General features: G+C 62.3%; 12 protein-coding genes. 5 read left to right on the top strand and 7 right to left on the bottom strand.

What is annotated here, in order from left to right; genetic code table 11:
• Positions 1–215: 215 nt before the first annotated feature.
• The 6 genes from J2X54_RS07220 to J2X54_RS07195 all read right to left on the bottom strand — a co-directional run bounded on the left by J2X54_RS07220 (position 216) and on the right by J2X54_RS07195 (position 4730).
• Entirely contained in the window at positions 216–995 is a 780-nt protein-coding gene (locus J2X54_RS07220) for a peptidylprolyl isomerase (protein WP_070247745.1), read from the bottom strand.
• A gap of 98 nt (positions 996–1093) precedes the next feature.
• Positions 1094–1876: a peptidylprolyl isomerase gene (locus J2X54_RS07215; protein ID WP_070247746.1), complete on the bottom strand. Its 783-nt coding sequence runs from the start codon at positions 1874–1876 to the stop codon at positions 1094–1096.
• A gap of 134 nt (positions 1877–2010) precedes the next feature.
• Complete coding sequence (locus J2X54_RS07210; RefSeq protein WP_070247747.1) at positions 2011–2283, bottom strand: BolA family transcriptional regulator; 273 nt, start codon at positions 2281–2283, stop codon at positions 2011–2013.
• Complete coding sequence (locus J2X54_RS07205) at positions 2280–2909, bottom strand: septation protein A (protein ID WP_310179493.1); 630 nt, start codon at positions 2907–2909, stop codon at positions 2280–2282. The genes J2X54_RS07210 and J2X54_RS07205 overlap by 4 nt, the downstream gene beginning before the upstream one ends.
• Before the next feature lie 16 nt (positions 2910–2925).
• A complete protein-coding gene (msrB, locus tag J2X54_RS07200; protein WP_070247749.1) occupies positions 2926–3324 on the bottom strand; it encodes a peptide-methionine (R)-S-oxide reductase MsrB in 399 nt (132 codons plus the stop codon).
• A 14-nt stretch (positions 3325–3338) separates the two neighbouring features.
• The gene (locus J2X54_RS07195) at positions 3339–4730 is read right to left on the bottom strand and encodes a protein adenylyltransferase SelO (RefSeq protein ID WP_404990895.1); all 1392 of its coding nucleotides are present in this window, start codon (positions 4728–4730) and stop codon (positions 3339–3341) included.
• Positions 4731–5148: 418 nt separating this feature from the next.
• Between J2X54_RS07195 and J2X54_RS07190 the strand changes: the two genes are divergently transcribed.
• Positions 5149–6750 (top strand): methyl-accepting chemotaxis protein, encoded by a 1602-nt coding sequence (locus J2X54_RS07190; RefSeq protein WP_070247750.1) that lies wholly within the window; start codon positions 5149–5151, stop codon positions 6748–6750.
• 1 nt (position 6751) lies between these two features.
• On the opposite strand, the gene J2X54_RS07185 is transcribed toward J2X54_RS07190, so the two are convergent.
• Positions 6752–7909 (bottom strand): sugar diacid recognition domain-containing protein, encoded by a 1158-nt coding sequence (locus J2X54_RS07185; RefSeq protein WP_310179489.1) that lies wholly within the window; start codon positions 7907–7909, stop codon positions 6752–6754.
• Positions 7910–8128: 219 nt separating this feature from the next.
• Between J2X54_RS07185 and J2X54_RS07180 the strand changes: the two genes are divergently transcribed.
• From J2X54_RS07180 to J2X54_RS07165, 4 genes are all read left to right on the top strand, one after another.
• Complete coding sequence (locus J2X54_RS07180) at positions 8129–9457, top strand: MFS transporter (RefSeq protein ID WP_070247753.1); 1329 nt, start codon at positions 8129–8131, stop codon at positions 9455–9457.
• 16 nt (positions 9458–9473) lie between these two features.
• Positions 9474–10625 (top strand): glycerate kinase, encoded by a 1152-nt coding sequence (locus J2X54_RS07175; protein WP_310179844.1) that lies wholly within the window; start codon positions 9474–9476, stop codon positions 10623–10625.
• Positions 10626–10691: 66 nt separating this feature from the next.
• Positions 10692–13337, top strand: a complete 2646-nt coding sequence (locus tag J2X54_RS07170) for a response regulator (RefSeq protein WP_310179487.1) — start codon at positions 10692–10694, stop codon at positions 13335–13337.
• Positions 13338–13457: 120 nt separating this feature from the next.
• Positions 13458–15773 (top strand): TonB-dependent receptor domain-containing protein, encoded by a 2316-nt coding sequence (locus J2X54_RS07165; RefSeq protein ID WP_310179485.1) that lies wholly within the window; start codon positions 13458–13460, stop codon positions 15771–15773.
• The last annotated feature ends 2 nt before the right edge of the window (positions 15774–15775 follow it).

Genomic DNA, 15775 nt, shown 5'->3' with positions numbered 1-15775 from the left:
TCCATAGAACGCGTGAAGGATGGGCCGCGCGGTGTGCTTGCTCAGCATGGATCCCGCGTTCGCGAGGATGACGGGCTCCGAGGATTGCGCCAGAGTTTGGCATCTTCAAGCTGACATCTGGCTGTGCTGCCGCAGCGTGAAGCCGGTAAACGACAACGCCCGGCACAAGGCCGGGCGCTATTGGTTCAAGGCAGCCTCACGCTGCCCGGTTCAGCTTACTGAACCTTGGCTTTCTTTTGCAGCTCGTCGCGGTACGCGGCGATTTTGCCTTGCTGCATCTGTTGGGCGATCTGGCCCTTGACCTGGTCGAACGGTGGGAACTGGGCATCGCGTGGCGCTTCGTCCAGCTTGATCACGTGGTAGCCGAACTCGGTCTTGACCGGGGTTTCGGTGATCGCACCTGGTTTCAGGGCAACCATCGCATCGGCGAATGGCTTGACCAGCTTGCCTGGCGACATCCAGCCCAAATCGCCACCATTGTTGGCGGAACCGTCTTTCGATACCTTGGCCAGTTCTTCGAACTTACCGCCGGCTTTCAGCTTGGCAATAATGTCCTTGGCTTCCTGTTCGGTGGTCACCAGGATATGGCGCGAGTGATATTCCTTGCCGCCGTTGGCTGCCTTGTATTTGTCGTACTCGGCCTTGATATCGGCATCCTTGACCGGATTCTTTTTCACATAATCGGCCAGCATGGCGTTGATGATAATGCTCTGGCTGGCGTTATCGATGGCGGCTTTGACGTCAGCCTTGTTGCCATAACCTTGTTTATTCGCTTCCTGCAGCATCACTTCGCGGCCGATCAGTTCTTTCTTGACCATTTCGCGCAATTGCGGGCTGTCAGGTTGCTGGCCTTGTGCTACGACCTGTTTGACCATTTGGTCTGCCTTGGCGGCCGGAATGGCTTTGCCATTGACGGTCGCGAGGTTTTGCGCAAAAGCGGGCACTGCAGCAACAGCGAGCATGGCTAACAACAGACGGGCTGGTTTCAACATCATTATCTAAATCCTTTAAAAGCTTGAAATTGCACTTGGACGCGCATATTACCAACTTGAAATGAGAAACGGCGCCCCGTAGGGCGCCGCCTTGCAGAACATTACTGCACTTTTGCTTTTTTAACCAGTTCTTCCTGGTAAGCTTGAACTTTCTTCTGCATCAGGCCTTCTTGTACCTGGCCTTTGACTTCTTCCAGCGGCGGCAGTTTCACGGCGCGGGTGTCGTCGACCTTGATCACGTGCCAGCCGTTAGGGGTTTGCACCGGCTTCTCGGTCACGCCACCTTTTTGCAGGTTGACGAAAGCTGCCGAGAATACTGGTGGGAACGACGATGGGGTAGCCCAGTCCAGGTCGCCGCCGTTGGCAGCCGAACCGGTGTCTTTCGACTGCTTGGCCAGGTCTTCGAACTTGGCGCCGCCCTTGAGCTTGGCGATGACGTCGTTGGCTTCGGCCTCGGTCGCCAGCAGGATGTGACGCACGTGATACTCTTTTTCGGCCGAAGCGGCAGCCACGGCTTTGTCGTACTCGGCCTTGACGTCGGCATCCGAGACCGGGTTTTTCTTGACGTAGTCGCCTACCAGGGCATTGGTGATGATGGCCTGGCGGGCGTTTTCGATCTGATCTTTGACGGCAGGGTTTTTGCCGTAGCCTTGTTTTTCGGCTTCTTGCATCATGACTTCACGACCGATCAGGTCCTTCTTGATCAGCTCGCGCAACTGTGGCGAATCCGGCTGCTGGCCTTGGGCGACGACTTGCTTGACGACAGCGTCAACACGCGAGCTCGGGATGGCTTTGCCATTAACAACGGCAACATTTTGTGCAAAAGCAGGTACGGCGGCAACGGCGAGCAGTGCAATCAGCAAACGGGCTGGCTTGAAAGTCATTATTAATTCCTGTAGGGGGAAGATTTAGCGAAAACCGGAGGAGGGAGTAAGAGTTGCTATCTGTCTTTTATTCAGCGTTTGTGTTCGAATATTTTCTGAGACCCATAGCCTGGTTCCACCCCACCGGCACAACATCATACTTCGGACGGAGCCAATGCAGTAATGGCCAATGCATGAATTTCTTTATGCATCATATCGTTCACGGAATCATACACGAGTCGATGTCTTGTGACGAGTCTCTGCCCTTCAAATTGTAACGAAACGATTCTGACGCTGTAATGTCCACCGCCGGAGGCGGCGCCGGCATGGCCGGCGTGCAAATGGGAGTCGTCGTCGAGTGTCAATTGAAGCGGGGACAAGGCCGCTTCCAGCTTGCTGCGGATGCGCTCGATACGGGTTTCGGTCATGCTTGCTCCTTCATGTGGCGCGAGAGGTAAACGGTCTGGCCGATGATGAACACGAACATCAACGCGGTGGTGCCGAACATTTTAAAATTGACCCAGGCATCGGTATTACCTTTGAACAGCACAAAAGCCACGTACCAGTTGAGTACGCCCATCACGGTAAAAAAGGCGATCCACGCCAGGTTGATACGGGTCCAGCCCGCATCGGGCAGTTCGACGAATTCGCTCATCGACTTGCGCATCAGGTTTTTCTTGAAGATCAGGTCGCTGACCAGCAGGCCGACGGCAAATGACCAATAGACGATGCTCAGCTTCCATTTGACGAAGGCTTCATCGTGCAGGTAGATGGTGAGGCCGCCAAAGAACACGAACATGGCAAGGGAAAACCACATCACTCCTTCGACCTTACGCCCGCGCACTTTCAGGTAAGCGATCTGCAATACTGTAGCCAGGATGCCGACCACCGTGGCCAGCACGATGGGGGCCTGGTCTGGCGTCACGCTGCCACCTGAAATGATGCTGCCCAGGTAGGTGTTGGTAAACACCTGGGCTGCTTCGGCATGCATGCCGGCCAGCTTGTAGGCGGCAAAGAACAGGATGACCGGGAATAAATCGAACAGGAATTTCATGGTGCCTCAATATCTTTTAATCTTGTGGATCGAACCGCAGCGACGCCGAGTTGATGCAATAACGCAGGCCGGTCGGCGGCGGACCGTCCGGGAACACGTGTCCCAGGTGGGCGTCGCACACGGCGCACAGAATTTCGGTGCGCAGCATACCATGGGTACGGTCGGTTTTCTCGATCACGTTGGCAGGATCGATGGCTTCGAAGTAGCTGGGCCAGCCGCAACCGGAATCGAACTTGGTGTCGGAAGTAAACAGCGGCGTGTTGCAGCACACGCAAGTATACGTCCCGTGTTCGTGGTGATCCCAGAATTTGCCGGTAAAGGCGCGCTCGGTGGCGGCGTGGCGGGTGACTTCATATTCCATTGGATCGAGCATGGCGCGCCATTCGGCGTCGGACTTGGTGACTTTATTGGTCATGGCTTAGATCTTTCTTAAGAAGAACAACTCACTTCGAGATGGCTGGCCCAGTCGGGCGGCAAGGCGGCGTATTGGTCGTGCTCGGGCTGTTCGTCGTACGGGTGCTGCAAGATGGCCAGCAATTTTTCGACTTCCGAATAGTCGTGCTGCTGCGCCTTGTCGATGGCCACCTGGGCCAGGTAATTGCGTAGCACGTATTTGGGGTTGATTCGGTTCATCGCAAGCTGGCGGTCGGAATCGACGCTGTGCTCGGCCTGCAATCGCTGGCGATATTGCCGGGCCCACGCATCGAAGGCGGCGCGGTCGATGAACAGGTCGCGCAGCGGTTCGTCACCGCTGGCGTCCTGCGACTTGAGGCCACCGAGGCGGCGGAAGAACTGGGTAAAGTCCACGCCTGGCAGCATGGCGAACATGGCGTCGAACAGGGCGCGGTCGGCGTCGGCGTGGGCGTCGAGTTGCGTCAGGCCCAGCTTGGCGTGCAGCAGTTCGTCGAGCTTGGCCGCAAACGCTGGCTGGTACACGTCGAGCGCCGCCTGTGCGTCTTCCGGCTCGCCGATCAGCGGCAGCAGGGCCTGGGCCAGCGCGTAGCAATTCCAGTGGCCAACCTGCGGCTGGTTCGAATACGCATAGCGGCCTTGCTGGTCGGTATGGTTGCAGATGTGATCTGCGTCGAATGCTTCCATGAAGCCGAATGGACCGTAATCGATGGTCAGGCCCAGGATCGACATATTGTCGGTGTTCATCACGCCGTGCATGAAGCCCACCGCTTGCCACTGCGCAATCATGTGCGCGGTGCGGCGCGTGACTTGCTCAAGCAGGCCCTGGTAGGGATTGTCGCTGGCGCGTAGTTCTGGGTAAAAATGGTCGATCACGTAGTCGGCCAGGATTTTCAATTGGTCGTTCTGCTTGCGGTAGTACCAGTGCTCAAACGAGCCGAAGCGCACAAAGCTGGGCGCCAAGCGCACCACGACAGCGGCGGTTTCTACCGTCTCGCGCATCACGCCCTGGTTGGAACCGGCAATCGACAGCGCGCGCGACGTGGGGATGCCGAGGCCATGCATGGCTTCCGAGCACAGGAATTCACGGATCGACGAGCGCAGCACGGCGCGACCGTCGCCCATGCGCGAGTAGGGCGTCTGGCCGGCGCCTTTCCATTGCAGCTCCAGCGGACCCTGCGGGGTGGCGGCGGCGCCGAGCAGGATGGCGCGGCCGTCGCCGAGCTGGCCGGCCCACACGCCGAACTGGTGGCCTGAATACACGGCCGCCAGCGGTTGCGCCTGTTCCGGCACGGCATTGCCGACCAGGACGTCGAGACTGTCCGCCACCTGCTGCGGCGTGAGGCCGATCAGTTGCGCGGCCGCCGGGCTCACCGCTACCAGGTAGGGTGAGTGCAGGGGAGTGGGCATCAGCCTGGTATAGAACGCGGGCGGCAAGGACGCGAAAGAATTGTCCAGCGGCAGCGAGGTCAGATTGGTAGCGATGATGGTTCCTGTGAAGAGCACCCGGCCCGGGGCCGGAAAGCGCGATTTTACCGCAGCGTGGGCAAGCGCGTAGCGTGCATGCATGGACGAAGCGCGAGCGGCGCGAACTGAGCGCACTGTCGGCCCGCGTGGCGCGAAAAATACAAATAGTCGTCTTACTCGCAGCGCAGAAAATCGCCGGCAAACCCGCGCCAGCCCTTGCGAACAGCAATATTGCGCAAACCTCAACTAGCTAATAGTAAGTTACTTCATTGATAAATTGATTGACGGTAATAAGTATTTACCCGTAAATTATTGCTTTGCAGCATTTCTTCGACTTCGCGCCCAGCGCTCCAGGACCCCCATGTTCACTAGTCTCACTATCCGTACCCGGCTTATTGTCACCATGACAGTTCTCGGCCTGTTGATTATTTCCATCGGTGTCGTTAGCCTGTTTGGCCTGAACAAGGTCAACTTTGCCCTGAAGGACGTCTATTCGAACCAGATGGCGTCCGTACTCATACTCGGCAATTCCAAGAACTTCCTCAATCGCGCGCGCTTCGTCATCGATCGCGGCGTATTTCATCCGGAGGCATCGGACCTCGAAAAAACCCTGAGCCGCGCGGAAGGGTTCATTGTCGATGGCGACAAGGCCTGGAAGGAATACCTGGCGCTGCCGCTGGTGGGCGAAGAGCAAGCGCTGGCCGCCGACCTCGATAAAAAGCGCACCGTGTATATCGGCTTCCTGCGCGAGCTGATGGCGGCGATCCGTACCCAAAATGCCGAGAAGATCGACGACCTGGCCATGAACAAGATGAGCAAGGAGTTCGGCATTTTCGACGCCGCCTCCAACAAGCTGGAAAAATACCAGCTCGACGGCGCTCAAAAACACTATGACGAGAGCCAGTCATTCTTCGGCAAGTTCGAAATCGGCTTCGTGATCGCCTTGCTGGCGGCCATGGCCTTGATCGCTTATTCCACGCTGCGCCTGCTGTCGGCCATCCTGAAACCGCTGCGCGCCGCACTCGGCCACTTCGACCAGATTGCCGGCGGCAACCTGGCCAACGACATACAGGTTGATCGCGACGACGAGATGGGCAACCTGATGCAGGGCCTGATCCGCATGCAGGAGCAAATGTCCACCACCGTGCGCGGCATCCGTAGCGGCAGCAATTCGATTGCCACTGCCAGCGCCGAAATTTCGCATGGCAACCTCGACCTGTCGCGCCGCACCGAGAACCAGGCTGCCGCACTGGAAGAGACCGCGTCTTCGCTGGAAGAGCTGACCACCACCGTGCGCCACAACGCCGACAATGCGCGCCAGGCCAATCACCTGGCGGTGACCGCCCAGGACGTGGCCAGCAAGGGCGGCCAGCTGGTCTCGCAAGTGGTCGATACCATGAGCACGATTAACGGTTCCTCGCGCAAGATCGCAGACATTATCGGCGTGATCGATGGCATTGCGTTCCAGACCAATATCCTGGCGCTGAACGCGGCAGTGGAAGCGGCGCGCGCCGGTGAACAGGGCCGGGGCTTTGCGGTGGTGGCCACCGAAGTGCGCAACCTGGCCCAGCGGTCGGCGGCTGCAGCCAAGGAAATCAAGGAATTGATCACGGCGTCGGTGGAGCAGGTCGATGCTGGCTCGCAACTGGTGGACAAGGCCGGCGCAACGATGGACGAGATCGTCAGCAGCGTGGAGCGCGTGACCGGCATCATCAGCGAGATCATGGTGGCCGGCGAAGAGCAGAGCGAGGGCATCAACCAGATCAACCAGGCGATTGCGCAGATGGACGAAGTGACGCAGCAGAACGCGGCGCTGGTGGAAGAAGCTGCGGCTGCGGCAGGGTCGCTGCAGGAGCAGGCGGCAACGCTGGAAGCGCTGGTCAGCACGTTCCAGGTCGAGGCGCAGTCGGCGCCGCGCCTGGGTCGGGCGCCGAAGCGACCGGCGCTGGCGCTCGGTTACTGATTCAATCTACATCGGCCAGCAACAACGATACATATAACAGGAAGCGGTCTTCCAGCCGCGCCAGCTCGAGCCCGGTGATCTCGCCGATGCGGCGCAGCCGGTAGTCGAGCGTGTTGCGGTGGATGTGCAATGCTTCCGCCGTGGCGGCCAAATGGCTGTCGTGGCGGAACCATGTTTCTAGGGTTCGCTGCAACAGTTCCTTGCTTTTGTCCTGCGCTCGCAGCTTTTGCATCGGCTGGCGCAGCTGCTCGGCCTGCCAGCCGGCATCGAGTCCCGACAGCAGCACCGGCAGCGCCTGGTCGTAATAGTTGTAGCGCTTGCGGCCGCCGTCGCGCTGGCGGCCGATGCGCGCCGCCGTGCGCGCGCTCTGGTACGAGATCGCCACATTGTCGATGCCGGCCAGGGCGATGCCCACCGTCAGCGCATAGTCTTGCGCGCCCTCGTCGTCCAGCAAGGCCGCCAGCGCCGCCAGCTTGCGCTGCGCCCACGCCGGGACATCGGTGGCGTCAATACTGTCATGAAAATCGACGATCACCAGCTCGTGCGAACTGGTTGCGGCGGTCAACGCCGATGGCTGCCTGCCCAGCAAGCGCAACTGCAGGCGCTGGATTTCACTGAGTGCCTCGACCGTGCCGGCCGCCCGGTCGGCCAGCTCCAGCAATAGCACCACGTGCGGACGGCGAAAGTCCACGCCCAGCCGCCGCGCCCACGATTCGAGGCCGGAGCGGGCGCCCGGATCGCTGGCGACCAGTTGCAGCACAAAGGTTTCGCGGTACCGCGAGTCGCGCTGCAGGGCGTCGGTCAGTTGCGCCTGTTCCAGGATCATCTCGGCCGTCAAACGCACCAGTTCGCCAAACTGGCGCACCTCGTCGGGTGCGCCGGACAGGCCGATGGCGCCGCATAATTGGCCGTTGACGGTCAGCGGCAGGTTGATGCCAGGCTGGGCGCCGTGCATATTGCGCGCGCTGGCCGCGTCTATCTCCACCGGCAACTGCTTGGCCAGGGCCAGCATGGCGCCCGTGTGCAGCTCGCCGATGCGGGCGGCATTGCCGCTGGCGACGATGCTGCCGTGAGCATCCATCACGTTGACGTTATACGGGATGATTTTCATCGTGCGGGTGACGATGTCCTGCGCCAACGCGCTGTTCAAGATGGTCATGGCAAACTATTCATGGTGGATGACTCTGGCCGCCATTGTGCCAAGGAACGAGGGATTGCGCTCGAAAGTCGTTTTTCTAAGGAAATATTTGGGCAGTTGCCCAGTATTTTGCACCATCAACTGCGAATTCTCGTGCATTCGGCCGATGATTTTTGCCAGGTGATTCCAGATAATCAGCGGGTCAGCCGTCATGACACTACAACATCAAGGAGACCTGCAATGGGCAATTCCAACACCACCGCCGCCGCGACCACCACTGCGGCGGGCGCCGTACTCGAGGGCGCCTACAAAAAAGCCACCTGGCACCTGATACCCTTCATTTTTGTTTGCTACTTCTTTAACTACCTGGACCGCGTCAACGTCGGCTTCGCCAAGCTGGAGATGATGGATGCGCTCAATCTGAGCAACACCGTCTACGGCCTCGGCGCCGGCATCTTCTTCATCGGCTATGTCCTCAGCGGCGTGCCAAGCAACCTGATCCTGCACAAACTGGGCGCGCGGCGCTGGATCGCCGCCATGATGATCATGTGGGGCGCCTTGTCGGCGGCCATGCTGTTCGTTACCACGCCGACGTCTTTCTACGTGCTGCGCTTCTTCACCGGCGTGGCCGAGGCCGGCTTCTTCCCGGGCATGGTGCTGTACTTTACCCACTGGTTCCCGTCGCAAAAGCGCGGCCAGGTGATGGCGCTGTTCATGTCGGCGATCCCGATCTCGGGCCTGATCGGCGGTCCGCTGTCGGGCTGGATGCTGGCGCACTTCTCGGCCGGCCAGGGCGGCATGGCCGGCTGGCAGTGGCTGTTCCTGTTGCAGGGTTTGCCAACCGTGCTGCTCGGTGTGGCCGTGTATTTCTACCTCAATGACGGCATCGCCCAGGCGAAATGGCTGAGCACGGAAGAAAAGGGCGCCATGCAGCGCGCCCTCGACGACGACGAAAAGCAGCGGCAAGCCACCAGCACCGTCGGCCAGTCGATCGGCGACGTGCTGAAAAACGGCAGCGTGTGGATGCTCGGCGTAATCTACTTCAGCATCCAGATGGGCGTGTACGCGATCAACTTCTGGCTGCCGTCGATCATCAAGTCGCTCGGCTACGATACGCAAACGGTCGGCTGGCTCAGCGCCATCCCGTACCTGTTTGCCGCCGTGTTCATGGTCTGGGCTGGCCGCTCTGCCGACAAGCACCGCGAACGCCGCTGGCACGTCAGCGCGCCGATGCTGATGGGCTTGCTCGGCCTGATGATGGCCGCCAATTTCTCGACCAACCCGCTGGTCGTGATGGTCGGCTTGTCGATGGCCACCATGGGCGCATTGGCTGCCTTGTCGATGTTCTGGTCGCTGCCGGCTGCCTTCCTCGGCAGCGCCGCAGCGGCCGCCGGCCTGGCGCTGATCAACTCGCTGGGCCAGATTGCCGGTTTCGTCAGTCCGTTCCTGGTTGGCTGGATCAAGGACGCCACCCAGAGTACCGACGCCGCGCTGTACGTCTTGTCGGCAGTGATGCTGCTCGGCGCGTTGCTGGTGTTGCGCGTGCCGGCTAAACTGGTGAATCGGTAATCTTATGAGCAAGCAACTGAAATTCGTCATCGCCCCCGATTCGTTCAAGGAAAGCTTGAGCGCGATGGCGATCGCCAACGAAATCGAAGCGGGCTTCCGGGAAATTTTTCCCGACGCCCTGTATGTCAAGGTACCGGTGGCCGACGGCGGCGAGGGCACGGTGCAAGCCATGATCGACGCCAGCGGCGGCCGCCGGGTGGACCTGTCGGTGCGCGGTCCGCTCGGAGAGCCGGTCGAGGCTTTTTACGGCATCATGGGCGACGGCCAGACCGCCGTGATCGAAATGGCTGCCGCCAGCGGCCTGGAACTGGTGCCCCCCAACCGCCGCGATCCGCTGCACACCACCAGTTACGGCACCGGTGAGCTGATCCGCAACGCGCTCGACGCCGGCGCGCGCCGCTTCGTGCTCGGCATCGGCGGCAGCGCCACCAACGATGGCGGCGCCGGCATGGTGCAGGCGCTCGGCGGTCGCCTGCTCGACGCGGCGGGGCGCGACCTGCCGCCCGGCGGCGGCGCGCTCGACGCGCTCGCTCGTATCGACCTCTCAAGCCTCGACGCCCGCATCGAGGATTGCGTCTTCGACGTGGCGTGCGACGTCAGCAATCCGCTGGTGGGACCGCAGGGCGCGTCCCACGTCTTCGGGCCGCAAAAGGGCGCCACGCCGGCCATGGTGGCGCTGCTCGACACCAACTTGCGCCACTATGCGGCGGTGATTGCACGCGACCTGGGCCTGGAACTGTCGGCCGTGGCCGATTTGCCCGGTGCGGGGGCCGGCGGCGGCATCGGCGCGGCCATGCTGGTATTCCTGAAGGGCAGCCTGCGTCCGGGCAGCGAGATCGTCACCGACGCCGTCGGCCTCGACGCAGCGGTGCGCGATGCCGACCTGGTGCTGACCGGGGAAGGGCGCATCGACAGTCAGACCATCCACGGCAAAACCCCGATCGGCGTGGCGCGTGTGGCCAAGCGCCACGGCAAGCCGGTGATCGGCATCGCCGGCAGCCTGGAACCGGGCGCGGGCGTAATCCACGGCCACGGCATCGACGCCGTGTTCAGCGTGGTCAACTGCCCGTGCACCCTGGAACGGGCGCTGGCGGACGCCGCCTACAATGTGCGCACGTCGGCCCGTAACATTGCTGCAGTGTTGCGCTTGGGAACACAGCTAGGCTAGGGCGGCGCGCCAGTCTGTGCTAAAGTCATTTCCTGCGGCAACAAAATGCTCGCAGGAAGGATTTTGATGCCGCCGCAACAGGGTGAACAGAAATACGTGGCCAGGTTGCCGACCATCCGCTCGCAGATCTACAGCCTGGTCTGGGCGTGCGCCTTGCCGGCCATCCTCGGCTTCGCGCTGCTGACCAACAACTTCATTGTGCGCGAGCGCAAGACCATCCAGCAAGATACGCTGATCACCGCCCGGGCCCTGATCCAGGCGGTCGATCGCGACCTCAACACCGGCATCACGGTGGCCCTGGCGCTGGCCAACTCGCCCAGCATCGACAACCGCGACTTTGCCGCCTTCTACCGCCAGGCCACCGAGGTGCTGCGGCCCGAATTCCCCGGCTATAACTTCGTGCTGCACGACCACGATTCGGTGCAACTGCTCAACACTGCCCGTCCGTACGGCGAGCTATATCCCGATCCGCTCAGCGCGGCGCGCATTGCCCAGGTGTTCCAGACCGGCAAGCCTTTGATTTCCAATTTGTTTTACGCCGGCGCCTTGAAGCGACCGCTGGCGGCCATCCACGCGCCGGTGATCCGCGACGGCAAGGTGGTGTACGTGATCTCGGTGGCGTTCGTGCCCGAGCGCCTGGGGCAGGTGCTGCGCGAGCAACTGCTGCCAGCCAACCGCGTGACCGGCATCTTCGACGCCAACGGCGTGCTGGTCGCGCGGACCCATGATCCCGAAAAATACGTGGGCCAGCACGTGTCGCCCACGTTGCTGTCGCAGTTCCGGCTGCGCCAGGAGGATGCGATCGAGGCGACCACCCTGGAGGGCATTCCCGTCTACTCGATGTACAGCCGTTCGCAGCAGAGCGGCTGGGCGGTGGTGATCGGCGTGCCGCGCAGCGCCGTGTATGCCGAGGTATTCGATTCGATCACCTGGATCATGGCCTTCCTGGCGCTGGTCACTGCCGCCGGCTTCGGCGTGGCCTGGCACTTTGCGCGCAATATCGAGGGATCGGTGCGCTCGCTGACCACGGCTGCGATGGCGCTGGGCGGCAAGTCGCCGCAGCAACCGGCGGCGCCGGCCGCCTTCCACGAAGCGGCGCAAGCGCTCGACACGCTGCACGGCGTGGAGTCGGAACTGCTGCGCTATCGGCACCACCTGGAAAACCTGATCGAACACCGTACCCGCCAGCTGGAATCGGCGATGCGCGAAGCGCAGGCGGCCAACGCGGCCAAGGACGTCTTCGTGGCCAATATGAGCCACGAATTGCGCACACCGATGAACGCGGTACTGGGCGTGGCGCACCTGCTGGGCCGCACCGGCGTGACGCCGGAACAGGCGCGCTACCTGGAGATGATACGCACCTCGGGCCAGTCGTTGCTCGGCATCCTCAACGACATCCTCGACCTGTCCAAGATGCAGGCCGGGAAGGTGGAACTGCACCAGGCACCGTTCCGTCTCGACGACGTGCTGCACGCGGTAGCCACCATCATGAGCGTGAGCGCCGGCGACAAGCAACTCGAACTGGCCATCGGCGTCGACGCCGACGTGCCGCGCGCGCTGGTCGGCGACGCGTTGCGCCTGCACCAGGTGCTGGTCAACCTGGCCGGCAACGCCATCAAGTTCACCGAGCGTGGCGAAGTGTCGCTGCGGGTATCCCGGCTGCCGGCGCCCGGCGGCGCCACCGTGCTGTGCTTCGCGGTGAAGGACACCGGCATCGGCCTGAACGAGGAGCAGGTGGCGCGGCTGTTCTCGCCGTTTACCCAGGCCGACCTGTCCACCACGCGCCGCTTCGGCGGCACCGGGCTGGGACTGACCATCTCGCGCGGGCTGATCGAATTGATGCAGGGACAGATCACGGTGCACAGCATGCCGGGTGAAGGCAGCGAATTCCGCTTCACCGTGCCGCTGGGCGCTACGCAGGTCGTGCCGGAGCGCGAACCTCATGTGTCGCAAGAGCCGCTGCACCTGCTGCTGGCGGACGACAACGCCACCAGCCGCGACTGCATCGCCGCCGCCATCGCCGCCGCCGGCTGGACCTGCAACGTTGCCGGGTCCTCCCGGGCAGCGGTGGCGCTGCTGCGCGGTGGCACAAAGTACGACGCGGTGCTGGTGGACTGGCAGATGTCCGAACTGTGCGTCTTGCAACCCGAGATCGACGCGCCGCTGGTCTGCATGCTCAATGCCTACGGCCGCGACCTGGTTGCCGAGGACATGGCCAACGGCCGCATTGCAGCCTGCCTGACCAAGCCGGTGACGGCGGTGGGTTTGGTGGAAGCGGTGCAGGCCGCGCGCACCCACGTCCCGGCGCCGGCCAGGCAGGACGACAGCGCCCAGCCGCCGTTGGCCGGCGTGCGCATCCTGCTGGTGGAAGACAATCCGATCAACCAGGTGGTGGCGCGCGGCCTGCTTGAGCAGGCCGGGGCGCGGGTGACGCTGGCCGAAAACGGCGAGCAAGCGGTGGCCCAACTGCGCCGTCTCGATTGCGACCTGGTGCTGATGGACGTGCAGATGCCGGTGATGGACGGCTTTACCGCCACCCGCATCATCCGCGAAGAGCTGCGCCTGACCCTGCCGGTGATCGCCATGACTGCCGGCGTGATGGCCAGCGAGCGCGAACAGTGTATTGCGGCCGGGATGGACGACTTTATCGGCAAGCCGATCGATGTCGAGCAGATGTTCGCGATTTTGGCGCGCCATTTGAGCCGCGCCTGAGCGCTGCAGCGATAACAAAATGCACAGCTGCGATACGGTTTTTTCATAGCGGATTTTTTGCCGTAGCATATCGGAAATAGTTCGTTTTATATCGATAGCCAGACGAATATAGTTTTGGTTATGACTTATCTATCTAAAGCCCTCACGACCAAGCGTATTATTGGCCCTTCCAGGCGCCGCCTGGCTCTGTTAGCCATTCCTGCCGCGATCCAGCTGCTACTCGCCCCGTCCGCGTATGCCGATGACTCTTCCGCCGCCGATGCTGGCGTGGTGGCGCGCGTGACCGTCGCGGGCGGCCGCGTAGCGCGCGCCGATGAGACGACCGATGATCCGCAGCGCGCACCCACTTCGTCGTATCGCGTCACCGGCGACCGGCTCGATGAACAGAACCTGACCTCGCTGGAAGACTTGCAGCAGCTGGTGCCCGGCCTGGTGATCCAGAGCACCGATCCGTCGGACACCCAGATCAGCATCCGTGGCGTGGGCGACGGCGGCGGCCAGGCCAGCGGCGACGCCAATATCGGCATGCCGAGCAGCGTGGCGATCTACGTCGATAATGTGTACTTGGCGCGTGCCGGCATGCTGGGCAACGGCCTGGGCGACATCGCCTACGCCGAAGTGCTGAGCGGCGCCCAGGGCACTGCGTTCGGCGCCAACGCCACCGGCGGCGTACTGAATATCCATACCCGCGCGCCGTCTTCCACGCCCGAGGCTTCGACGTCGTTCTCGGTGGGTCAGAACGGCTACCGGCGTTTTCGCGCCATGGTCTCCGGTGCCTTGTCCGACCACTGGGCCGGGCGGCTGAACACCGTCTACAGCAATAACGACGGCCCGGTCACCAACCTGCGCAACGGCCACAAGCTCGGCGGCGGTTCGAGTTCCGGCCTGCGCGCGCAGGCGCTGTATACCCGCGGGGCTGCGTTCAGCCTGCGCCTGTCGGCCGACTACAGCATCAGCAGCAGCGCGCCCACGCCGGTACTGCTGGCCACCAATGTGTTCAGCGGTACCGACGGTTACGTCACCCGTTCGCGCCAGATCGGCAACAAAATCGTATTCGGCCCCAACGTCGATCTCGACGACGAGAACAGCATCCACGTCAAGCAGGGTGGCCTGTCGGCGGTGGCGCAGTGGCAGTTCGACAGCGGCTACAAGCTGCGCTCGGTGTCGTCGGTGCGCTCGTTCCGGTCCGAGCCGAACATGGCCGACGGCTTCAGTGTCAACATCTATAACAACACCGGCACGGCGGTACGCGATCGCACCTGGTCGCAGGAGTTGCGTCTCGATTCGCCACTGGGCGAGCACTTCGATTACGCGCTGGGCTTGACCTATCTGGGCCAGAACATGGAGTCGGTGGCGCATACGCGCTATGGTCCCGGTCCGCTGCCGGGCATTTACCTGGGCTCCGCCACCTACAACAATCTCGACGTCATCCGCCTCGGTACGTTGCGGGACCGCATGACGTCGCCCCACGCGCAGGGCACCTGGCATATCGCGCCGGACTGGGACCTGACCGGCGGCGTGCGGGTGAACTACCAGGAGAAGGGCGGTCAGTTCGTGCGGTTCAACCGGGTGGCTTTCAATTCCGGCTACCTGAAGGAATATCACACGCTGCCGTCCGGCACGCTGGTGCTCAGGCATACGTTGAACCACGACTGGAGCAGCTACCTGGCCGCGTCGTACGGCGAAAAATCGGGCGGCCTGAATATTTCGGCCGGCGCGGCGCGCCAGGCGGGGCTTGACTCGCTCTACGTCAAGCCGGAGAAAACCCGCACCGTGGAACTGGGCGTGAAGGGCGCTTTGTGGCGCGACCGGATCTCGCTCAAGGCCGACATCTTCCAGACCGAGATCAGCGATTTTCAAACCCAGGGCTACAACCCGGAAGACCAGCAAACCTACCTGATGAACGCCGGCAGCTTCCGGTCACGCGGGTTCGAGGCCACCGTGCACACGGCGTTTACCCGCAACTTCACGGTCGACCTGGCTGGCGTCTATAACGACGCGCGCTATCTCGATTACCGCAACGCGCGCTGCGCGCCCGAGGTGACGTTGTCGCCACGGCCACCGGCATCGTGCGACCTGACCGGCGCGCGCGTGTTCAACGCGCCCGAGGTGACCTGGAATGCCAGCGCGCGCTACGGCTGGCGCACCGATGGCGGTTTCGACAACTTCGTCAGCGCCCGCTACGCCTACCGCGGCGCCATGTTCGGCACCGTCGATAACTCGGCGCTCACCCGGGTGAGTAGTTATGGCCTGGCCTCGTTTTCGGCTGGCACCGGTGGTAAGCTGGCGCGCGGTGACTGGAGCGTATCGCTCTGGATCAACAACGCCTTCGACAAGCAATACTACCGGCGCGTGGGCGCCGGCGATTACGGCACGGTCTGGGGCTGGCTGGGCGATGCGCGCACGGTTGGCGCAACGCTGACTTACAAATACTAGGT

The organism is Duganella sp. 3397, assembly GCF_031456625.1.
Taxonomy (GTDB): domain Bacteria; phylum Pseudomonadota; class Gammaproteobacteria; order Burkholderiales; family Burkholderiaceae_D; genus Rugamonas; species Rugamonas phyllosphaerae.
The sequence above is the reverse complement of the archived record's forward strand: the minus strand, read 5'-3'. Positions and strand labels throughout refer to the sequence as shown.